Raw genomic sequence first — 21,562 nt, 5'->3', positions numbered from 1 at the left:
CGGGTTCGGACGACGCGGTCAGTCGAGCCGGCCGGGCGTGGGGCAGCTGCGAGCGGTGATCGACAGTTCACCGCGGTCGGCGAGCTCGTCGACGGTCTCGCGCAGGTCGGCGCAGGTGTGGAGTGCGGCGCGACCGTGCTCGGCGTCGGCGCGGAAGCGCGCGCACGACCGTGCGGCGTCGGTGAGCCACTGGATGCTCGTGTGGACGGGACTGTACTTCTCGGCGAGGACGCGGTTGCCGCAGGTGCAGCAGGTGACAGGGTGCACGACGGGCCCTCTCAGTTCCGGCGCATGTCGGCCGGGGCCCAGAAGGCCCGCATGCTCGTGACGAGGCCGTTCTCGTCGAACGTCATGACATCGATGGGTTCGATCTCGTAGCGCTGTCCGTCGGCTTCGGTGACCACCCGGAAGTGGAAGGCGGCGCCGGCGTCGGTGATGCGGAGCGTCAGCAACTCCGTTTCGTTCCGGGTCTTCTCCACCGCGCGATAGAACGCCCGGATGGCCTCGTGACCCACCTTCGGTTCGCTGCCGGCCGGATCCTCGACGGTGGCGTCGGGCGCGTAGAGGGCGGTGATCTCGTCCGCGGTGCCGTTCGCGACGGCGGCGAGGTAGGCCGTGACGGTGGCGCGGATGTGGTCCGTGCGGGTGGCGAGGTCGGTCATCGTGGACGCTCCTGTCGGTTCTCGCGGCTGCTCTCCCGGACGCTAACGGCGCGGCCGCCGCAGTGGGGGCTCGTCTCCCGCGGAGCGGGACATCGGTGCAGCCCGCGGAGCGGGACATCGGTGCAGCCCGCGGAGCGGGAGATCGGCGCAGGTGGTCGAGGGTGGCGGGGTTGTTAGGCTCGCGGGGTGTCCGATTCCGCTCCTGCCGCGTATCCCGGTCTACCCGCGACGAGTTGGGCGGTGCTGGGGGTCTTGGCACTGGGGGAGGAGATGACGGGCAACGACGTGAAGAAGTGGGCGGATTGGAGCCTGAGCTTCTTCTACTGGAGTCCGTCGGTCAGCCAGGTGTACGGGGAGCTGAAGAAACTCGAGAAGCTGGGCTTCGTGCGGTCGCGATCGATCTCCGAGCCCGGGGCCCGCAGCCGGCGTGTCTACTCGATCACGCCGACCGGCGTGGGGGCGGTCCGGGCATGGTCGCGGGAGGCTCCGGTCGAGGCTCCGGTGCTCAAGCACGGGGTGATGCTGCGTATGTACCTGGGTCACCTCAACGAACCCGAGAAGCTGAAGTCGATCGTGCGGGATCACATCGCCAATCTCGAGGAGAACCTCGGGCGCGTCCGGAACTACGCGGACCATTCGGACGTCGAACCGAGCTGGGCGTTCCCGTTGCTGAGCTTGCGCTGGTCCGAGCGGTACTTTCGTACGGAGATCGCGCTGTTCGAGGAGTTGCTCGACGAGATCGACGAGGCGGCAGCGCGATTCGCGTGCAGCGACATCGACGAGAACGGTGTTCCGCATCCGCGGCGGCGAGGTAGCTGGCGCACCGTGGAGCAGACGCTGAGCGCTCACGACGAGGACGGCGGCGACGGACCGGCTCCCGCCGAATAGCGGTCGGGCGCCGGGGTCGGTCGGGCGCCGGGGTCGGTCGGGCGCCGGGTTTGGTCAGGCGCCGGGTTTGGTCAGGCAGAGTGCAGCCGGGGGCGCCGGGATGCGGCAGCGAAGCGCTGCCGGTCGTATCCGCGCCAGGTTGCGGTGGCTGCCATGCGCACGCGTCCGCTGAGCCGGTGGTCGAACGGCATGTGCTGCAACGGCCCGCACACGGAGACCGCGGCGGGAGCGGAGCCGACGGGACCGACGGGAACGGCGATGCACCCGAGCCCCGGCACGGCCTGTCCGCGTTCGTACGCAACCCCCGTCTCCCGGATGCGTTCGAACTCGGCACCCTGGGCGCCGGCGTACGCGAGCAGCGCCTTACCCAGGGCGGCGTGCGGTGCGGGCCGACGCCCCCCGACGCGGGTCGGGACGGCGCTGTCGAGGCGTCCCCCGAGTTTGTCGAGGTAGACGACGTCGGTGCCGTCGAGGACCGCGAGATGGACGACCAGTCCGGTGACGCGGTGCAGCTCGTGCAGGTGGGGGCGTGCGGCGGCGCACAGGCCGTCCTGGTGCACGGCGAGGGATCCCAGTTCCATCAGCCGCAGCCCGAGTGCGTACTCGCGGCCCTCGCGTCGCAACCATCGCAGTTCGACCAGGCGCTCGAGGATGCGGTGCGCCGACGAACGGGGGAGACCGGTGCGGCGGACGATCTGGGCGAGCGTCAGCCGTCCGGTCTCGTCGAACGTGTCGAGGACGAGACCCACCCGGTCGATGACGGCACTGGGGGTGGCGGGGGTGGCGGGAATCGTCACGGAGGCTCCTCACTCACATGCGCGGATGAGCTGGCTATTTCGATTAGAAATAGTGTCACATCACGGGCGCGTTGTGAAGTGCGTCACCGATCCGGGCGTGGCGAGGCCCCGCACGGCGGTCGTGCGGAGCCCGGCCGTCGCGGCGATCAGGACATCACGCCGAGTGGCTCGCTGCCTGACCAGTCGTGTCCCCAGTAGCTGTCGGCGGTGATCTCCTCCGCGGTGTAGTACCGCTCGTCGACCACCATCCCGTCGGTGCCGTACTCGATGTCCCAACCCCCGGGGGCGCGGACGTAGAAGGACACCATCTTGTCGTTGGTGTGCCGACCCAGCGTCGACGAGACGGAATACCCCTCACGCGTCACCCGGTCGAGGGCCCGCCCGACGGCGTCGAGGGTGTCGACCTCCACCATGATGTGGATCAGACCGGGGTCCTTGCCTGCGCGGACGGGCATGAGCGCCAGGCTGTGGTGTCGCTGGTTCACGCCGAGGAACCGGATGCGCATCGGCCCGACCTCGGGAGGCGTCGGCAGGCGGAAGGCGCCGCGGGGCAGGAAGCCGAGCACCTCGGTGTAGAACCCGAACGTGGCTTCGGGATCGGTGACCGGAAGTACGACGTGTCCGAGACCCTGTGCGCCCGTGACGAATCGATTACCGTGCGGCGTCACCACCGGACTGTGGTCGAGGACGGGACCGTGGAACACCTCGACGGAGGTGCCGGAGGGGTCCTGGAAGGCGATCACCTCCTCGGCGCGCCGGGCGTCCGCCTCGTCGACCGAGAGCACCTTCACGGCGACGCCGGCGGCCTCCACGGAGCGCCGTACCCGCGCCAGCGCCGCATGATCGCGCACCTCCCAACCGACGTCGACCACCCGGTCGCTGTCGCCGGGGACGACCACGATGCGTGCCGTGCGCTCGTCCATGCGCAGGTACAGGGCGCCGGGTTCCGGTCCCGACCCCTCGGCGAACCCGAGGACGTCGAACGCGAAGGTCCGCCACCGGTCCATGTCGTCGGTCTGAATCTTGATGTAGCCCAAACTCTTGATGTCGGACACTGTCGTCTCCCGGCTGAACTCGAATCGGTCAGATCATCGCCCGCAGCGGACCCTGCGGGTCCGCGCCGAGGCGGCTGAGGGTCGCGGCGTGCAGCACCGTGCCCGGCTGGTGGATCGCGTGGTGCAGGCCGGCGTGGGCGTCGCGCCAGAACCGCTGCAGGGGCTTGTCCATCCGCAGCGCGTTCCCACCGCAGCGCGGGTAGATGCGGTCGATCGCGTTCACCGCCCGCCACGCCGCCTGGACCTGCGTCTGCCGGCTCGCGGCGCGCTGCTCGAACGTCGGGGTCTGCCCCGAGTCGACGAGATCCCAGATCCGGTCGACGTTCGACAGCAGCGAATCGCGTGCGGCCCGCAGATCGGCGACGGCCTCACCGAACACGTACATCGTGTACGGATCGTCCTTGACGGCGGTGCCCTGCGCGTTGATCCGGTCGGCCTGGTAGACGTCCGCGTGCAGCACCAGTCCCTCGCAGATGCCGATCGTGGCGGCGGTGATGCCCAGCGGGAAGGCCGTCGACCAGGGCAGCTTGTAGAGAGTCTCGGTGCGGCCGTAGCGGGCCACCGCGCTGCCGTCGATCAGGTCGTCGTAGTACATGACGCGGTACTCGGGAACGAACGCGTCCTCGACCACCACGTCCTTCGACCCGGTACCCCGCAGGCCCACCACATCCCACGAGTCCTCGACGATCCGGTAGTCGGTGCGCGGGATGATGACGTGCGCCATCTTCGGGGGCTGCGCCACCGAGCCGTCCGGGTTACCGACGAAGGCGCCGAGAAAGGCCCAGTCGCAATGGTCCGTGCCGGAGGAGAACTGCCAGTTGCCCGAGAACCGGAAGCCGCCGTCGACCGGGGTGACGATGCCACCCGGCATGTAGGGCGACGCCATCCAGGTGTCCGGATCATCACCCCAGATCTCCTGCTGCACGCGGGGATCCGCGAAGGCGAGCTGCCAGGGATGCACACCCACGATGCCGTGTACCCATCCCGCGGAGGGGTTCAGCGCGGCCGTGCGCATCACGGTCTCCGCGAATTCCCTCGGGTGCGACTCGAAACCGCCGAACTCGCGGGGCTGGAGCATGCGGATCGAGCCGGCCTCCTTCATCTTCTCGGCGGTCCCGTCCGCGAGACGGCCGAGCCACTCGGCTTCCACACCTTCGGCGAACAGATCGTCCGCCATCGCGTCGATGTGCTTCAGGACTTCGTAACTCATGGTGTCTCCTCGACTCTGACGGCGGACGCTCAGGCGACCGGTTCGGGGGCGGACTGCGCACGGGCAGCGAGATTCTCGGCGATCTGCTGTTCCCACCGTGCGGCCGGTTTCGCGGTGTCGATCGCGAACTCGTAGCGGTTGGTCATGTCCGGGGTGATGTCCGCGACGTCGACGTAGAACTGCTGGTACCAGCGGCGCAGCTGGTAGACCGGACCGTCCTCGTCGCACAGCAGCGGATTGTCGATCTTGGCCTTGTTCTTCCAGATCTCGATGTCCTGCTCGAACGTCTTCTCGGTGCCCCCGCCGAAGTGGGCGGCCATGGCATTCGCCTCCTCGGCGGACATGCCCGGCAGGCGCTTGACGATCACGCCGTACTGCAGCACGAACGAGGTGGGCGTGACGGGGTAGTGGCAGTTGATGAGAACCGTCTCGATCGTGGCCTCGCCGGTCTCCGTCCACAGCTTGTCGATCATGTAGGAGGGGCCGTGGTACGACGCCTCGGAGCGCGAGAAGTTGTCCGCACCGAAGTCGATGTCCAGCTCGACGTCGGTGCGCTGGTTGAACGACATGATCTGCGTGGCGACGTGGCCTTCGAAGATGTTCTCGAACGAACGCGGGACGCTGTAGTGGACGTAGAAGAAGTGCGCCATGTCCACGACGTTGTCGACGATCTCGCGACAGTGCGAGCCCTCGATGAGCACCGAGTTCCACGTCCAGTCGGACCACTCGTCGGTGCCGGCGCCCTCGATCTCGGGGATCGTCACGTCCGCCGGCGGCGGGTTGCCTTCGGGATCGTGCCAGACGAACAGTTGCTGGTTGCGCTCCAGGGTGGTCCACGACCGCGTCCTCGCGAGCGGGGGGACGCGGCGCGCGTACGGAATGCCGGTGCACCGGCCGTTGCCGCCCCAGCGCCAGTCGTGGAACGGGCAGGCCACCGAGTCGCCCTTGATCTCGCCCTGGGCGAGATTGCCGCCCATGTGCCGGCAGTAGGCGTCGAGGACCTGCAGTTCGCCCGTGCTGTCGGCGAAGACGACGAGGCTGGTGCCGAACGCGTCGACCTGGTGGGGCTTGCCGTCCCGGTAGGTGCGGGCCAGCCCGAGACAGTGCCAGCCGCGCGCGAAGCGGGTCGGTTCCGCGTCGGCCTCGATGGTGCGGACTTCGTCGTCGGGTGTGGTGGGGGGTGCGCTCTGCGTCATCGTGTCCTCCGGAGCCGGTGGGTGCTGCGCCCGAAACAGGCATCGAGGCCATGCTGGGCGGCGTCGTGAGCGGCACAGAAGGGGTTCTCCCGCTGGGCGGACCGTTCGTCCGGGGGCGTCCCGGTGGGCGGGACACCTCCCGATGGGCGGTGTCGACGTGACCTAGCCTCGCTCCGAGGTCCGCACCGCCCTCCGGCGTCGACGACCTTTCGTCCCCCAGCGGCAATGACGTGAAGGAGCAGATCGATGGCGACGAATTCCGTACCGGTGACCCCCGCCCACGACACCACCGTGGACCTGCTCGTGATCGGGTCCGGCACCGGCATGGCCGCCGCGCTCACCGCGCACGAGCTGGGGTTGTCCACCCTGATCGTCGAGAAGACGGAGTACGTCGGTGGCTCCACGGCGCGCTCCGGCGGGGCCTTCTGGGTGCCCGCGAATCCCGTGCTCCGCAAGTCCGGTTCCGGTGACACGCTCGACCGGGCCGGCACCTACATCCGGTCCGTGGTCGGCGAGTCCGCACCGGCGGAGCGGGGTGCGGCGTTCCTCGATCACGGCTCCGCCACCGTCGAAATGCTGCAGCGCACCACCCCCATGCGGTTGTTCTGGGCCAAGGGGTATTCCGACTACCATCCCGAGCTGCCCGGCGGGTCCGCCGTCGGCCGCACGTGCGAGTGCCGTCCCTTCGACGTGTCCGTCCTCGGGCCCGAACGCGAGCGGCTGCGGCCGGGACTGATGAAGGCCGGCCTGCCGATGCCGGTGACCGGCGCCGACTACAAGTGGATGAACCTCATGGCGCGGAAGCCGTCGAAGGCGTTCCCGCGCATCTTCCGTCGCCTCGCACAGGGTGTCGCCGGGCTCGCCCTCAAGCGCGAGTACGTCGCCGGGGGCCAGGCGCTCGCGGCCGGACTGTTCGCCGGCGTGGTCCGGGCCGGGATTCCGGTGTGGACCGAGACCACGCTCGTGCGGCTGCTCACCGAGGGAGATCGGGTCACCGGTGCCGTCGTCGCGTGCAACGGGCAGGAGGTGACCGTGACCGCGCGGCGCGGTGTCGTGCTCGCGGCGGGCGGCTTCGACCACGACATGGCGCTGCGGCACAAGTACCAGTCCGAACGGCTCGGCGAGCACGAGAGTCTCGGCGCCGAGGGCAACACGGGCGACGGCATCCGCGCCGCGCTCGACGTGGGCGCCGCGACGGACCTGATGGACCAGGCCTGGTGGTTCCCCGCCGTCGCCGCAATGAAGGGGCGCCCGCCGATGGTGATGCTCGCCGAGCGGGCACTGCCCGGCTCCTTCATCGTCGACCACACCGGTCGCCGGTTCGTCAACGAGGCGACCGACTACATGTCGTTCGGCCAGCTCGTGCTCGACCGGGAACGCGCCGGTGACCCGGTCGAATCGATGTGGATCGTGTTCGACCAGCGCTACCGCAACAGCTACATCTTCGGCGGCGGGCTGTTCCCGCGGCAGCCCATCCCGGAGGCGTGGATCCGGGCCGGAATCGCGCACCGGGCGGACGATCCGGCGGCGCTGGCCCGCGCGGCCGGCCTGCCGGAGGGGGCGTTCACCGAGACCTTCCGCCGGTTCAACGATGCCGCGGCCGCCGGCACGGACGCCGACTTCCGCCGTGGTGCGAGTGCCTACGACCGGTACTACGGTGACCCCACCGTCGAGCCCAATCCCAACCTGCGGCCGCTGACGGACGGGCCCCTCTATGCGGTGAAGATGACGCTGAGCGATCTCGGCACGTGCGGTGGTGTGAAGGCCGACGAGCGGGCGCGGGTGCTGCGCGAGGACGGCAGCGTCGTCGACGGCCTGTACGCGATCGGCAACACCGCCGCCAACGCCTTCGGCAACACGTACCCGGGAGCGGGGGCGACGATCGGTCAGGGTCTGGTGTACGGCTACATCGCCGCGCAGGACGCCGCGAAGGCGGCCGTTCCCGCGAACGGATGACTCGGCAGCGGCGTTACCGCTCGCATTCGTCGATCACTGCCCGCACCACGGCGGGCAGTGCCGCGGCGGTGGCGGGCGTCAGGCCGACGCCGTAACCGACCTCGGCCACCTCGAGGGTGTAGACCACGACCCGACCGGGGTCGACGCCCAGGGTCCGGCTCAGCGCCCACGCCTCGGCGGGGCCGAGGCTGTGCGAGCCGGCGTGTCGCGGGCGGCGGGCGAGACTCGCATCCCCGATCTCGTGCCGCCGGATCGCGCCGGGCGGACCGGTGCCGACGGTGGCGTCGACGACGACCGCCAACCGCGTCCCGGCCCACGCGTCCAGCATTGCCGTCGGCTCGCCGTCGGAGATCAGGACGCGCCATCCGGGCCGGGACCGGCCGACCGCCCGGGCCACCGCGGGCCCGACGCCGTCGTCGCGGCGGTACTCGTTGCCGACGCCGATCACCACGAAGTTCGTCGCGATCACCCGCGGTCGATCGTGAGGTCGAGGAAGTGTGTGGCACACGAGATGCACGGGTCGTAGTTGCGGATCACCCGTTCGCACAGCGATGTCAGATCGGCATCGGACAGTTCCAGGTGACCGGCGATCAGCGTGCGCAGATCGTGTTCGACGGCAGCCTGGTTCTGGGAGGTCGGGGGGACGATCACGGCCGAGCGGATCAGTCCGTCGCCGTCGAGCTCGTAACGGTGGTACAGCAGGCCCCGCGGCGCCTCGCTGACGCCGTGCCCGGTCGCGGCGCGGGCGGCGACCTGGGTGCCGGGCCGGCCGGGACGCTCGTATCCGGCGATCAGGCGGAGCGCCTCCTCCACCGCATAGACGGTTTCGACGGCGCGAACAACGATGCTGCGAAACGGGTTACGGCATTGTGCTCCCAGTCCGGCCGCGTGTGCCGACTGTCGTGCGGTGTCCGACAGCTGCGCGGAGTTCAGGGTGTATCGGGCCAGGGGTCCGGTCAGGTACCGGCGCCCGTCGAGCCGCGCGTACAGGGCCGTCGAGTGCGGGACCTGGTGTTCGACCACATGGTCCGGGAACTGTGCTGCGGCGAAGGAGGATCCGGTCGACGAACGGATCTGCCCGTCCTCGATGGCGTAGCGGTCCGGCCGGTGCAGGGCGAGCAGGTCGTGATCGAGATCGATATCGGGAAAGTCGAACCCGGCCACCCAGCGGACCGTGTCGAGCGCGTCGTCGAGGGCGCGGCGCAGCCGCTCGGCGAGCGGGGCGAGTTCCGTGCGGGTCGGCGCGCGATGGAAACCCCCGATCCGCACGTTGACCGGGTGGATGGGTCGCCCGCCGATCTGCTCGAGGATCGCGTTGCCGGCCTTCTTCAGGGCCAGCCCGCGTTCGAGCGCGCTCCGGTGCCGCTCGGCGAGGGCGATCGCGTCGGGCAGGCCGAGGAAGTCGGGGGCGTGCAGGAAGTAGATGTGCAGCACGTGGCTGGCGATCCACTCGCCGCAGTAGAGCAGGCGGCGCAGGTTCAGCACCTGCTCGTCGAGCTCGACCCCGCAGGCCTGCTCCAGCGCATTGCAGGCGCTGACCTGGTAGGCGACGGGGCAGATCCCGCAGATCCGGGAGGTGATGTCCGGAGGCTCGCGGAAATCCCTTCCCCGCAGGAACGACTCGAAGAACCGGGGCGGCTCGTAGATGTTCAGCTCCGCGCGCTGCACCTGCCCGTCGCGCACCGACACGTTCAGTCTGCCCTCGCCCTCGACACGGGCGAGAGCACGGACCGTCAGCTCTCTACGGTTCCCGCTCACCGCGGTGCCTCTCGGCAAGTACGGGGGCGCCGACGTTGAATGTCGCGAAGGCGCGGTCGATGTCGTCGTCGCTCATGCCGCACGTGCGCAGCCACCCGGCCAGCGACGCGATGTTGGGGTCGGTCGTCGGCCCGAAACAGCCGTAGCAGCCGCGCGACTGCGCCGGGCACAGGGCGCCGCAGCCGGAGTGGGTCACCGGTCCCAGGCAGGGCGTGCCGTCGGCGACCATCACACAGGTCAATCCCCGGCGCTTGCATTCGGTGCACACACTGGTGTTCGGGATGTTCGGCCGGCGGCCGGCCAGGAACGCGGTGATCACCTCGAGCAACTGGCGCCGATCGATCGGGCAGCCGCGCAACTCGAAGTCGACCGGCACGTGCGCCGCGATCGCCGTCGACGTCGCCAGCGTCTCGATGTACTCCGGGTGGGCGTAGACCATCGAGGTGAACTCGGCGACGTCGGCGAAGTTGCGCAACGCCTGGATACCGCCGGCTGTTGCGCACGCGCCGATAGTGACGAGGGTCCGGGACTGCTCCCGGACCCGGTGGATGCGCGTGACGTCCGCGGCAGTGGTGATCGAGCCCTCGACCAGCGACAGGTCGTACGGACCGTCGTCGACGGCGCTCGACAGTTCGAGGAAATGGGCGATCTGCACCGCACCCGACAAGGCGAGCAGTTCGTCCTCGCAGTCCAGCACGGATAGCTGACATCCGTCGCACGACGCGAACTTCCACACCGCGAGCTTCGGCCTGTCCATTACAGCTCCCGTACGTGCAGCAGCGGTCCGGCCACCGCGTAGTCCAGCACGGGGCCGTCCCGGCAGAGCAGGATCTCGCCGAGCTGGCAGTGCCCGCACAGCCCGATCCCGCACTGCATGTTCCGTTCGAGCGAGACCCGGATGTCCGGGAGCCGAATCCCTTTGCCCAGCAACACCCGGGCCGAGAACCGCATCATCGCCTCCGGCCCGCACAGCAGTGCCGTCGTCCGCCCGGGATCGAGGTCGAGCCGGGCCAGCGGCTCGGTGACGAATCCGACCGGCCCGGACCAGCCCTGGACCGGCTGGTCGATCGTCAGCCGGACCTCCACGCCGCCGTCGGCCCAGTCCTGTAGCTCGCGCCGATACAGGATCTCGGCCGGCCGGCGTGCTCCGACCACGAGCACGACGCGCCGGAAGTCGCCGCGCGCGGCCACCGCGCCGAGAACGGCGGCCCGCACCGCGGCCAAACCCACTCCGCCGGCGACGATCACCAGGTCCCGGCCCGTGCACGACTCGAGGTCCCAGCCTGCCCCGAACGGGCCGCGCACGCCGACGATGGCGCCCGGCGCGGCGTCGTGCAGGGCCCGGCTCACCGCACCCACCTTCCGTACGGTGTGGACCAGCTCCCCGGTCGTGTCGGTGGGATCCCCGCTGATCGAGATCGCGATCTCGCCGACCCCGGGGGCGTAGAGCATCATGAACTGGCCGGGCCGGAACCGCGGTCGCGGCGCCCCCAGCGGGGCCAGCGACAGTGTCACCGCATCGGCGGTCTCGACGGTCCGCGCGCGAACCCGGTGGGCGCTCGGCAGCATCGGCGCGTCCGGCGCCGCTGCGGTGTCGTGCGCGAGGTCACCGAACATCGGAACCCGCATACAGGTCCAGCAGTCGCGCCCGGGTGGCCTGCAACCGCTCCAGGAGGGCCCCGAACAGGGCCCGCATCACTGCATATCCGAACTCGGCGTCGGCCTCGCTCAGCGCCTGCAGCGCCGCGGCGTCCACCTCCAGAGCCGAGGTCGCAGTGGCCGCGACGGCCCCGTAATGCCAGCGGTGGGGCGGCGTCAGCCACGACCATCCCAGGACGTCGCCGTCGACGAACGTGTCGAGGGTGACCTGGCCGCGGCCGGGCACCACCGTGTACAGATCCACCCGGCCCTCCTGCAGCAGCCAGCAACTGCGCGCCTCCCCGCCCTCGTGGAAGACGTGCTCCCCGGCGGCGAAGCGGACCGGGTGGGCGAGCGCGGCGATCCGATCCCGCGCCTCCCGGTCCAGCCCCGCCAGGGCCCGGATGCCGTCGAGCGGTGGGGTCGTCATCGATGCCCGTCCGGTTCGTCGTCGTGGGTGGCGAGCGCGCCGGTGAGGCGGGCCGCCTCCGCGGTGATGTCGATGCCGACCGGGCACCAGTCGATGCAACGGCCGCAGCCGACACATCCCGAGCTGCCGAACTGGTCGTGCCAGGTGCCGAGCTTGTGCGAGATCCACTGCCGGTACCGGCTCTGGCCGGACGTCCGGACGTCACCGCCGTGGATGTAGGAGAAGTCCGGTTCGAAACAGGACGCCCAGTGCTGCCACCTGCCGGCGTGCCCGTCGGCGAGGTCGGTGACGTCCTCCGTCGACGTACAGAAGCAGGTGGGGCACACCATCGTGCAGTTTCCGCAGGTAAGGCAGCGATCGGCGACATCGTCCCAGACGTCCGCCTCGCGGGCGTCGCGGAGCATCGCCCGCAGGTCGACCTCGGGCATGCTCCGTCCCATCCGGTCGCCGGCCGCCGCCACCGCGTCGCGGGCTTCGGTGGCCTCGTCTGCGGTGGCGTCGCGGTGGGGGAGCAGGTCCAGGATGCGGGCGCCCTCGTCGGTCCCGACGTCCACGAGAAAACGGTGTCCCTGCTCGTCGACGCGCTCGGTCAGACCCAGGTCGTACCCCGGGCCCGCGGCGGGACCGGTGGCCATCGAGGCGCAGAAGCAGACCTCGCCGGGTTCGGTGCAGTTGACCGCGACGACGAACAGCCCGCGGAACCGTCGCGCGGTGGCCCCGTCGGGATGGGCGCCGCGGGTCAGCACTGTGCCCAGGATGCCGATCGCAGCCAGGTCGCAGCCGCGGACGCCGAGGAAGGCGTACCGGGTCTCGCCCGCCGGTGGGGGCCGGTAACTGCCGTCCGGAGCGGTCGACCACAGTTGCTGTCGGGCGGGGTGCAGGAACTGCTTCCACGACTGCGGACCCGCGGAATGGCCGAACACGGCGGTGTCGTCGCGCCGCCGCAGCCGATACCGCCCGGGTGCGGTCGACACGCCCCACCCGTCGGGCAGTTCTCGTCCCGACCCGAGCTCGTCGAGCACGATGGCGTCGTCGCGGACGGTGGGGCCGACGACGCGATATCCCTCGGTCTGCAGCACCTCGATCAGCCGGTCGAGGTGGGCGCGGGACAGGATTGCCGGTGTCGGGGGGGCGGCGTGCGAATCCGCAATACCCATGGCAGCTCCCGTGATTCGAACGGTCACGACCCGGCGCAGCTCTCACTCGTCGCGCTGGTGGCCCCCTCGAGTATCGTCGCGGGCGTACCGCCCGGTCAACCGGCCGGCCGTTGCGGCTCGGTCAGTACGGGTCGGTCAGTACGGGTCGAACCGGATGTTCCCGGCCGGCGTCCCGGTCCCGGTGAGCTCGCGCAGGGTCGCGCGGACCATCGCCGCCGACCCGCACACGAGCACCTGGTGGTCGCCGAACGCCCCGTAGGAGGTGACCACCTCGTCGAGGCTGCCCTCGAGCAGTTCGTCGGGGTGGAACCCGGGGTCGCCGACGTGGGCGACGATGCGCTCGTACCACTCGTCGCCGAACTCCGGGTCCTCGACCGATTCGACGACCGGCACCACCGTCAGCCACGGCAGCGCCTCGGCGAGCAGGATCAGCATGTCGGCGGCGTACAGGTCGCGGGGCGTGCGGCCGCCGACGAACAAAAAGGTCTGCGGCGGGTCCGGCCGGCGCGCGACGTCGAGGAGCAGGGCGCGCAGTGGCGCCAGGCCGGTGCCGCCGGCCACCATGATCACGGTGCGGCCGGAGTCGTCGACGTGCAGGGTGCCGCCCTGCGGCGCGCCGATCGTCCACACGTCGCCGGGGCGGGTGCCGACGACGATCGTGCCGCTGACCCAGCCGCCCGGCACGGTGCGCACGTGGAATTCGAGCTTGCCGTCCAGCGACGGCGGCAGGGCGGGGGAGAGGCGGCGCGGCAGCCGTGGATGCTGCGGCACCGTGACGTCGAGGTACTGCCCGGGCGCGAACGGCACCATCGTGTCGGCTTCGAGACGCACCACGGCGACGTCGTGGCGCAGGCGGTGGTGTTCGACGACGGTCGCCGAACAGGTGGGGGCGTGCAGGGACTGTCCGGCCGGCTGCATGGTGTGACTCCCGGGACTCGAGCGTGAAGGTGGCCCCACTCTAGGGGAGGCCCGCGCCGCACCCGGAATGAAACATGTTCCAATTCTGCCGCCGATGCGGTTATGGTGACGAAGGGGGATCCCTGCCACGTCGAGCCGTCACCACGCCGCCCCAACGACCGGAAGGACGACCATGACCGACGAGTACGCCGACCTGCATCGCCCCGTGTTCACCGCGGACCTGCTCATCACCGCCCTCGAACGCAGCGCGGACAAGCCGGCCCTGTACCTCGGCGACGTGGTGCTCACCGGCGGGGAGATGCGCGACGAGATCAGCCGGTTCGGTCAGGCGCTCGCGTCGGTGGGGGTCGGGCAGGGCTCGTCGGTGGCGATGCTGTCGAAGAACCGTCCCGAGGTGCTCATCTCGATGGGCGCGACGATGGTCGCCGGGTGCCGCAACAGTGCGCTCAACCCCATGGGCTCGCTGTCGGATCACCTGTACATCGTCGGCGACGCCGCTATCGAGACGCTGATCTTCGATCCGAACCACTTCGAGGAACGCGCCGCCGAACTGAAGGCGCAGGTTCCGACGCTGAAGAACGTCTTCTCCCTCGGTCCCTCACGGGTCGGCACCGACATCCTCGCTCTCGCGGCACAGTTCACGCCGCAGCGGCTCGTCGCGGCGCCCGTGGCGGCGGAGGACACCTCGTCCGTCGTCTACACCGGTGGCACCACCGGAAAACCCAAGGGCGTCATGGGGTCGTTCCGCTCGGGCGCGACGCTCACCCAGATCCAGATGGCCGAGTGGGAATGGCCCCACGAGCCGCGCTTCCTGATCTGCACGCCCCTCTCGCACGCCGGGGCGGCGTTCTTCGTCCCCACCCTCCTGCGCGGCGGATCCCTCTACGTACTGCCGTATTTCGAGCCCGGCCTGGTGCTCGAGACGATCGAGAAGCACCGCATCAACGCCACGATGCTCGTGCCGACGATGATCTATCTGCTGCTCGACCACCCCGACTTCGACATCCGCGACCTGTCCAGCCTCGAGACCCTGTTCTACGGTGCGTCGGCGATGTCGCCGGCGCGGCTGCGTGAGGGCATCGAGCGGCTCGGGCCGGTGTTCTTCCAGTTCTACGGGCAGAGCGAGTGCGGGATGACGATCTCCGTGCTGCGCAAGGAGGATCACCTCGCCGACGACCCCGAACGCCTCGCCACCTGCGGCCGGCCCGTGCCGTGGCTCGACGTGCGGCTGCTCGACGACGACCTGAACGAGGTGCCCCGCGGCGAACTCGGCGAGATCTGCGTGCGCGGACCGCTCGTGATGAAGGGATACCTGAACAAGCCCGCCGAGACGGCCGAGGCGCTGCGCGGCGGCTGGCTGCACACCGGCGACGTCGCGCGGGCCGACAAGAACGGCTTCCTGACGATCGTCGACCGCAAGAAGGACATGATCGTCACGGGCGGCTTCAACGTCTTTCCCCGCGAGATCGAGGACGTCATCTCGTCGCACCCGGCCGTCGCGTCCGTCGCGGTCGTCGGCGTGCCGGACGCCAAGTGGGGCGAGGCCGTCAAGGCGTGCGTCGTGCTGCGGGAGGGCCAGTCCGTTCCGGCGGAGGAACTGATCGAGAAGGTTCGTGCCGCAAAGGGATCCGTCCACGCCCCCAAGTCGGTGGACTTCCTCGACGCCCTGCCGCTCACCCCGCTGGGCAAGCTGGACAAGAAGACCCTGCGCGCGTCGTACCGATAGGCGGCTTCGCCGCCGGTGTGTCCTTTGGGCGGTCAGGGCAACCCAAAGGACACACCGGTAGCGCAACTGCACCTGTTGTCGGTGCTGCGTCGCCACCCGAGGCGGGTGAGGACGGCTTCGATCTCTGCGGCCACGCCGCACGGGTCACGGCTGACCTCGTCGTACCCGTACACCAGGCGGGAGCGGCCGGCGAGTTCGGCGGCGTTGTCACGGCGACGGTCCCGGAAGGCGACCTCCGCCATCGAGTGGAACCTGCGTCCGTCGAGCCGGACGGTCAACGCGGCGCCGTGAACGTCGTAGGTGCAGTCCTCGTACAGCGTTCGCCCGTCCACGACCGTCGGCGTCTGCCGATGCGCCGGGGGAAGACCGTGTCGTTGCTCCACCTCGGTCGCATAGCGGAGTTCGAGCATCGACTGGACGCCGTCGGCGAGCAATCGGACCGCATCCTCGAGCGCTTTCCGGTAGCGGTACGGGGTTCGTTCCTGCATTCGGCGTCGGATCTCCGAGAGGGGAATGCGACTGTCGGTGACGACCCGGATCAACCGGACGTAGCCGTCGTGCGGGGTGGGGGCGGCTGTTGCCAGGTCGAGCGCCGTGTCGGCCCGGCCGGTGCGCGGGGGCATCGTCGGCACCCCGATGTGTGCGTGGGCCTTGCTGCGGTGGACGATCACACCCGGATGGAGCATTTCTCCGAGATGTGGCAACCGAATGCCGCGCGGCCTCGCCGTTGCGAAGGTCGCAGACTGCCCTTTCGCCGACGATCCCACCGGCACGGTGACATGGACCGGTTCGAGTGGATCGTGGGACAGCATTCCCCATTCCTCGGCGGCCGTGCCGTGACTGAGGACGGCGGCCTCACCGGAGAACGCGACGGCCGCGGCCAGCGCCGCGGGCCGGGACAGTGGACCGGTCGTCACCGAGTACACGCCTCGGAGCACCTGCTGCCACCGCCCGCTCTCGAGACGGTGCCGGATCCACGGCCAGGTACGTCCGTAATGTTCGAGCTGGGCACGGGTGACGATCCCGTGCTGGAACATGACGATGCGATCGAGTTCGGGGAGGTCCGGGAGAAACCGCATGGCAGACATGATTCGGCGCGCGACGCTCTTCGGGAACCGGCAGCCGGCCGATCGCCGCAATCTGTGGAGGAACCGGGCGGCTGGGGATAACTCGGCGGTGCGTCCTTTGGGCGGTCGGGGCAACCCAAAGGACACACCGGCGGCGTCAGCCGCCTAGAGCGGGTCGAAGCTGATGTTCTGCCGCGGGGTGCCGCCGGCGGACAGCGCGTACAGGGTGGTGCGGATCATCGAGGGGGAGCCGGCGATCTGGATCTGCCGATCGGCCCAGGAGCCGAACTGCGACACCACCTTGCCGAGCTTGCCGTGCAGGGGCCGGTGCAGGCCCGGTGGGGGATCCTCGACGGGAACCGGGTGCCACCACGGGTTCTCGGTCTCCTCGACGACCGGGACGACGGTGAGCCACGGATTGGTGGTGGCCAGCTGCCACAGGGTCTGCAGGTCGTACAGGTCGCACGGGTACTTGCCGCCGAAGAACAGGTGCACGCGCGGATTGTCGCCCCGCATGCCCATCTCCATCAGTTGCGCCCGCAGCGGCGCGAGGCCCGTGCCGGCGGCGATCATCAGTACGTCCTCGCCGCTGTCGCGGTCGACGTGCAGCCCCCCGAGCGGGGGTCCGATCACCCAGCGGTCGCCGACGGCGGTCTCGCCGACGAGCGCGGGACTGACCCAGCCACCCGACACGCGACGGACGTGGAATTCGATCTGGCCGTAGGGATTCGGAGGAATCGCCGCCGACAGGTACCGCCACATGTGCGGGCGCTGCGGGATCTGCACGCTCATGTACTGACCGGCGTGGTACGGGATCGGCGAGTCCGTCTCGAGCCGGATGATCGCCAGGTCGGGCAGCACTCGTTCGTGGCCGACGACGGTGGCGCCCCACGCGGCGGGCAGCTCGTCGTCGGCGACGGCGTCGGCCATGGTCCCGACGAGCAGGTCGATCACCCGGGCCCAGGTGCGGTCGAGTGCGTCGGTCCACAGGATCGGCGGGGTGCACTCGCGCACGGCGGTGTGCAGCGCCCGGCCCGCGGCCCGGAAGTGCTCGGGCCGGACTCCGTACTTGCGGTGGTCACGCCCGAGCTGAGTGAGGAATGCGGTGACGGTGTCGGGCTCGCCGAGCCGGTTGACCGCCCAGCCGACCGCGGTCGCGAACCGTTGCCGCATCGTCTCCATGCCGGCGGGGAACAGCTCGCGGATCCCGACGGTGTCGCTCCACAGGGCGGTGTAGAAGGCGGTGGCGAAGCGCTCGGCGCCGCCGGGGGTCGCGACGATCGACGCGAAGCTGAGCTGGACGCGGGCGACGGCGAAGGCCTCCACGCACCCTCCTGCTCGCCGTCTCTGCTGGTCGCCGCCACTGTAGTCCCGTGACGGTGTTTCGGCCACAATCGACGGCGGGCAGCTCGACGACCCCGGTATGTGCTGCACATCACATCGCCGGATAAAGTTGAGCGGAACAAACTCAAGTTTGGTGCCGTTGAAGCTTGCGAATGCCCGCGACGGGAGGCTTGCGGGTGCAGAATTGATACCGGCTCGCTCAATGAAGGGAAGGGGTTCGCAGTGGACTCGTTCAATCCCACCACCAAGACCCAGGCGGCGATGACGGCTGCCATGCAGTCCGCGTCCGCTGCGGGCAACCCGGAGATCCGTCCGGCCCACCTGCTCGTCGCGTTGCTCGACCAGACCGACGGCATCGCCGCGCCGCTCCTCAAGGCGGTCGGCGTGGACCCGACCGTCGTGCACCGGGAGGCGCAGACGCTCGTCGAGCGGCTGCCCCGTGCCACGGGCGCCACCCAGACACCGCAACTCGGCCGCGAAGCCGTCGCCGCCCTGACCGCCGCCCAGCACCTCGCCACCGAACTCGACGACGAGTACGTCTCGACCGAGCACGTCCTCGTCGGCCTGGCCGGCGGCGATTCCGACGTCGCCAAGCTCCTCGTCGGGCACGGCGCCACCCCGGCCGCGCTGCGCGACGCGTTCACCACCGTCCGCGGCAGCGCCCGCGTGACCAGCCCGGACCCCGAGGGCACCTACCAGGCGCTCGAGAAGTACTCGACCGACCTCACCGCCCGCGCCCGCGAGGGCAAGCTCGACCCGGTCATCGGCCGTGACAACGAGATCCGCCGCGTCGTACAGGTGCTGAGCCGGCGCACCAAGAACAACCCCGTGCTCATCGGCGAGCCCGGCGTCGGCAAGACCGCCATCGTCGAGGGTCTCGCGCAGCGCATCGTCGCCGGCGACGTCCCCGAGTCGCTGCGCGGCAAGACCGTCATCGCGCTCGACCTCGGCTCGATGGTGGCCGGCGCCAAGTACCGCGGTGAATTCGAGGAACGCCTCAAGGCCGTGCTCGACGAGATCAAGGAATCGGCCGGGCAGGTCATCACCTTCATCGACGAGCTGCACACCATCGTCGGCGCCGGTGCGACCGGCGAATCGGCGATGGATGCCGGCAACATGATCAAGCCCATGCTCGCCCGCGGCGAGCTGCGCCTCGTCGGCGCGACCACCCTCGACGAGTACCGCAAGTACATCGAGAAGGACGCCGCCCTCGAACGCCGTTTCCAGCAGGTGCTCGTCGGCGAGCCGAGCGTCGAGGACACCGTCGGCATCCTGCGCGGCCTCAAGGAGCGGTACGAGGTGCACCACGGCGTGCGCATCACCGACTCCGCGCTCGTCGCCGCCGCCACCCTCTCCGACCGGTACATCACGTCCCGGTTCCTGCCGGACAAGGCCATCGACCTCGTCGACGAGGCCGCGTCCCGGCTGCGCATGGAGATCGACTCGCGTCCCGAGGAGATCGACTCGGTCGAGCGCATCGTCCGTCGCCTCGAGATCGAGGAAATGGCGCTGCAGAAGGAGACCGACGAGGCCTCCAAGGAGCGCCTCGAGAAGCTGCGTGCCGAACTCGCCGACGAACGCGAGAAGCTGAACCAGCTCACCACCCGCTGGCAGAACGAGAAGACCGCCATCGATTCGGTGCGTGGCATCAAGGAACAGCTCGAGGCGCTGCGCGGCGAGGAGGAACGCGCCGAGCGCGACGGTGATCTCGGTAAGGCCGCGGAGCTGCGCTACGGCCGCATCCCGCAGCTCGAGAAGGAGCTGGAGCGGGCGGCCGCCGCATCCGGAGCCGCCGCCGACGGCGACGTCATGCTCAAGGAGGAGGTCGGCCCGGACGACGTCGCCGACGTCGTCGCCGCGTGGACCGGCATCCCGGCCGGCCGCATGATGGAAGGCGAGACCGCCAAGCTCCTGCGCATGGAGTCCGAGCTCGGCAAGCGCGTCGTCGGCCAGGACGAGGCCGTGCAGTCCGTGTCGGACGCGGTGCGTCGCTCCCGGGCGGGCGTCGCCGACCCGAACCGGCCCACCGGCTCGTTCCTGTTCCTCGGCCCCACCGGCGTCGGCAAGACCGAGCTGGCGAAGGCGCTCGCGGACTTCCTGTTCGACGACGAGCGCGCGATGGTGCGGATCGACATGTCCGAGTACAGCGAGAAGCACTCCGTCGCACGGCTCGTCGGTGCCCCTCCGGGCTACGTCGGCTACGAGTCGGGCGGTCAGCTCACCGAGGCGGTGCGTCGCCGGCCCTACTCGGTGGTGCTGTTCGACGAGGTCGAGAAGGCCCACCCGGACGTGTTCGACACGCTGCTGCAGGTGCTCGACGACGGCCGGCTCACCGACGGGCAGGGCCGCACCGTCGACTTCCGCAACACCATCCTCATCCTCACTTCGAACCTGGGTGCGGGTGGCGATCGGGACCACATCATGGCGGCGGTGCGCGCGGCGTTCAAGCCGGAGTTCATCAACCGGCTCGACGACGTGGTGGTCTTCCACTCGCTCACGGAGGACCAGCTCGAGCAGATCGTCGACATCCAGCTCGAGCAGCTGGCCGGGCGCCTGGCGGCCCGCCGGCTCACGCTCGACGTGTCGAGTTCGGCCCGGTTCTGGCTCGCCGTGCGGGGCTACGACCCGCAGTACGGTGCGCGTCCCCTGCGCCGGCTCATCCAGCAGTCGATCGGCGATCAGCTCGCCAAGAAGCTGCTGGCCGGGGACATCAAGGACGGTGACACCGTCTCGGTGGGCGTCAGCGACGACGGCGACCACCTGGTCATAGGCGCATAGCGCCCGGTGCGTCTTTCGGGCTGCTCCAGCAGCCCGAAAGACGCACCGGCGCGGAGCGCCTACCCTTGGTGGGACCATGACGAACCCGCACGATCCGCGCACTCCCCAGGAGCGCGCCTACTCGCTCGACGAGGGGCGCGACGACGACGCGCGCGCGACGGACGCCGACGACACCCGGGTCCTGCACACCGCCGACCCGACCGAGGCGTACGGCCGGCCCGTCGACCCCACCCTGGTCTACCCGTCGTACGACCCGCGGTTCGATCCGACGGCGCCGCCCCCGAACCCGACCCAGGCGTTCGAGCAGCCCGGCCCCTACGGTCCGCAACCCCAGTACGCCCCGACCCAGCAGTACGCCCCCACGCAGCAGTACGCCCCCACGCAGCAGTACACAGGGGCGCAGCAGTACCCCCATGCCCAGGACTACGCGGCGCCACCGACCCCGCCGCACGCCGGTGAGTACCCGCCGCTCGATGCGAAGCCGCCCCGCCGCCGCTGGGGCCTGATCCTGCTCGCCGCGGTGGCGTTGATCGTGCTGGCCGGTTTCGGTGGCTACCTGCTCAGCGGCGGCAGCGGCGAAGACCCGCAGCAGCGCAGCGCCGCGGCCCCGACCACGACGACCACGGTGCCCCGGCCTGCCCCCACGACGCCCGCGCCCACCACCGACCCGGCCGTACCCGGCCTGCCGTTCGAGCAGTTGCCCGGCGGGCTCGGCGACGTCATCGGCTCCGCCGGCACCGTCGTCGGCACCATCACCGCCAACGACGGCACGTCCCTCACGCTCAGCGGCATGGGCGGCTCGATCGTCACGGTGCGGCTCACCCCCGAGACACAGATCATGTCGCTCGCCGGTTCGGAGCCGTCGGCGCTGCGGGTCGGCGACTCGGTGGTCGCGCAGGGGTCGCCGCTGCGGAACGGGGAGATGATCGCCGACACGGTGGTCAGCGCGTCCCTGCCGTCCTTCGGCAGTCCGGGCAACTAG

General features: G+C 70.2%; 20 protein-coding genes. 5 read left to right on the top strand and 15 right to left on the bottom strand.

Translation table 11 applies throughout. From position 1 onward, the window contains the following. Positions 1-18 precede the first annotated feature (18 nt). Positions 19-267: a hypothetical protein gene (locus ACM26Y_RS19760; RefSeq protein ID WP_416061670.1), complete on the bottom strand. Its 249-nt coding sequence runs from the start codon at positions 265-267 to the stop codon at positions 19-21. A gap of 11 nt (positions 268-278) precedes the next feature. Then, the gene (locus tag ACM26Y_RS19755) at positions 279-662 is read right to left on the bottom strand and encodes a nuclear transport factor 2 family protein (protein WP_003938399.1); all 384 of its coding nucleotides are present in this window, start codon (positions 660-662) and stop codon (positions 279-281) included. A 240-nt stretch (positions 663-902) separates the two neighbouring features. On the opposite strand from ACM26Y_RS19755, the gene ACM26Y_RS19750 reads away from it, so the two are divergent. Continuing rightward, on the top strand, positions 903-1,550 hold the full coding sequence (locus ACM26Y_RS19750) for a PadR family transcriptional regulator (RefSeq protein WP_003938398.1): 648 nt from the start codon (positions 903-905) through the stop codon (positions 1,548-1,550). Positions 1,551-1,621: 71 nt separating this feature from the next. Here the strand turns inward: ACM26Y_RS19750 and ACM26Y_RS19745 are convergent, their stop codons facing one another. The 4 genes from ACM26Y_RS19745 to ACM26Y_RS19730 all read right to left on the bottom strand — a co-directional run bounded on the left by ACM26Y_RS19745 (position 1,622) and on the right by ACM26Y_RS19730 (position 5,808). Further along, entirely contained in the window at positions 1,622-2,347 is a 726-nt protein-coding gene (locus tag ACM26Y_RS19745) for an IclR family transcriptional regulator (RefSeq protein ID WP_003938397.1), read from the bottom strand. Between the two features lie 146 nt (positions 2,348-2,493). Further along, positions 2,494-3,402: a biphenyl-2,3-diol 1,2-dioxygenase gene (bphC, locus tag ACM26Y_RS19740; protein WP_416061669.1), complete on the bottom strand. Its 909-nt coding sequence runs from the start codon at positions 3,400-3,402 to the stop codon at positions 2,494-2,496. Positions 3,403-3,430: 28 nt separating this feature from the next. Beyond that, positions 3,431-4,612, bottom strand: a complete 1,182-nt coding sequence (locus ACM26Y_RS19735) for a hydroxylase (RefSeq protein ID WP_416061668.1) — start codon at positions 4,610-4,612, stop codon at positions 3,431-3,433. A gap of 29 nt (positions 4,613-4,641) precedes the next feature. After that, positions 4,642-5,808 carry a Rieske 2Fe-2S domain-containing protein gene (locus ACM26Y_RS19730; RefSeq protein WP_003938394.1) on the bottom strand — a complete coding sequence of 389 codons (1,167 nt, stop codon included), beginning with the start codon at positions 5,806-5,808 and terminating at the stop codon, positions 4,642-4,644. 246 nt (positions 5,809-6,054) lie between these two features. On the opposite strand from ACM26Y_RS19730, the gene ACM26Y_RS19725 reads away from it, so the two are divergent. Beyond that, positions 6,055-7,764 (top strand): 3-ketosteroid-delta-1-dehydrogenase, encoded by a 1,710-nt coding sequence (locus tag ACM26Y_RS19725; RefSeq protein ID WP_416061667.1) that lies wholly within the window; start codon positions 6,055-6,057, stop codon positions 7,762-7,764. Between the two features lie 13 nt (positions 7,765-7,777). Here ACM26Y_RS19725 and ACM26Y_RS19720 read toward each other — a convergent pair whose 3' ends face one another. The 7 genes from ACM26Y_RS19720 to ACM26Y_RS19690 form a co-directional block, all read right to left on the bottom strand. Next, positions 7,778-8,233: a hydrogenase maturation protease gene (locus ACM26Y_RS19720; RefSeq protein WP_371382388.1), complete on the bottom strand. Its 456-nt coding sequence runs from the start codon at positions 8,231-8,233 to the stop codon at positions 7,778-7,780. After that, on the bottom strand, positions 8,230-9,522 hold the full coding sequence (locus ACM26Y_RS19715) for a Ni/Fe hydrogenase subunit alpha (protein WP_416061666.1): 1,293 nt from the start codon (positions 9,520-9,522) through the stop codon (positions 8,230-8,232). The genes ACM26Y_RS19720 and ACM26Y_RS19715 overlap by 4 nt, the downstream gene beginning before the upstream one ends. Continuing rightward, positions 9,506-10,279, bottom strand: coding sequence for a hydrogenase (locus ACM26Y_RS19710; protein ID WP_003938390.1), 774 nt, complete (start codon positions 10,277-10,279; stop codon positions 9,506-9,508). The genes ACM26Y_RS19715 and ACM26Y_RS19710 overlap by 17 nt, the downstream gene beginning before the upstream one ends. After that, a complete protein-coding gene (locus ACM26Y_RS19705) occupies positions 10,279-11,139 on the bottom strand; it encodes an FAD/NAD(P)-binding protein (RefSeq protein ID WP_416061665.1) in 861 nt (286 codons plus the stop codon). The genes ACM26Y_RS19710 and ACM26Y_RS19705 overlap by 1 nt, the downstream gene beginning before the upstream one ends. Then, a complete protein-coding gene (locus tag ACM26Y_RS19700) occupies positions 11,129-11,590 on the bottom strand; it encodes a Crp/Fnr family transcriptional regulator (RefSeq protein ID WP_416061664.1) in 462 nt (153 codons plus the stop codon). Before ACM26Y_RS19700 ends, ACM26Y_RS19705 begins: the two co-directional genes overlap by 11 nt. Then, the gene (locus tag ACM26Y_RS19695) at positions 11,587-12,747 is read right to left on the bottom strand and encodes a 4Fe-4S dicluster domain-containing protein (RefSeq protein WP_416061663.1); all 1,161 of its coding nucleotides are present in this window, start codon (positions 12,745-12,747) and stop codon (positions 11,587-11,589) included. Before ACM26Y_RS19695 ends, ACM26Y_RS19700 begins: the two co-directional genes overlap by 4 nt. Before the next feature lie 135 nt (positions 12,748-12,882). Next, positions 12,883-13,665, bottom strand: coding sequence for an FAD-binding oxidoreductase (locus ACM26Y_RS19690; RefSeq protein ID WP_416061662.1), 783 nt, complete (start codon positions 13,663-13,665; stop codon positions 12,883-12,885). A gap of 172 nt (positions 13,666-13,837) precedes the next feature. On the opposite strand from ACM26Y_RS19690, the gene ACM26Y_RS19685 reads away from it, so the two are divergent. Next, positions 13,838-15,391 (top strand): AMP-binding protein, encoded by a 1,554-nt coding sequence (locus ACM26Y_RS19685; protein ID WP_416061661.1) that lies wholly within the window; start codon positions 13,838-13,840, stop codon positions 15,389-15,391. A gap of 32 nt (positions 15,392-15,423) precedes the next feature. Here ACM26Y_RS19685 and ACM26Y_RS19680 read toward each other — a convergent pair whose 3' ends face one another. Continuing rightward, a complete protein-coding gene (locus ACM26Y_RS19680) occupies positions 15,424-16,470 on the bottom strand; it encodes a type IV toxin-antitoxin system AbiEi family antitoxin domain-containing protein (protein ID WP_003938384.1) in 1,047 nt (348 codons plus the stop codon). Positions 16,471-16,623: 153 nt separating this feature from the next. After that, the gene (locus tag ACM26Y_RS19675) at positions 16,624-17,784 is read right to left on the bottom strand and encodes an FAD-binding oxidoreductase (protein ID WP_416061660.1); all 1,161 of its coding nucleotides are present in this window, start codon (positions 17,782-17,784) and stop codon (positions 16,624-16,626) included. A 240-nt stretch (positions 17,785-18,024) separates the two neighbouring features. Here ACM26Y_RS19675 and clpB point away from each other — a divergent pair, with 240 nt between their 5' ends. Both clpB and ACM26Y_RS19665 read left to right on the top strand, forming a co-directional pair. Continuing rightward, positions 18,025-20,580 (top strand): ATP-dependent chaperone ClpB, encoded by a 2,556-nt coding sequence (gene clpB, locus ACM26Y_RS19670; protein WP_416061659.1) that lies wholly within the window; start codon positions 18,025-18,027, stop codon positions 20,578-20,580. Between the two features lie 76 nt (positions 20,581-20,656). Beyond that, positions 20,657-21,562, top strand: coding sequence for a hypothetical protein (locus tag ACM26Y_RS19665; RefSeq protein WP_416061658.1), 906 nt, complete (start codon positions 20,657-20,659; stop codon positions 21,560-21,562).

This window comes from Rhodococcus indonesiensis, assembly GCF_047782815.1.
Lineage (GTDB): Bacteria > Actinomycetota > Actinomycetes > Mycobacteriales > Mycobacteriaceae > Rhodococcus > Rhodococcus indonesiensis.
The sequence above is the reverse complement of the archived record's forward strand: the minus strand, read 5'-3'. Positions and strand labels throughout refer to the sequence as shown.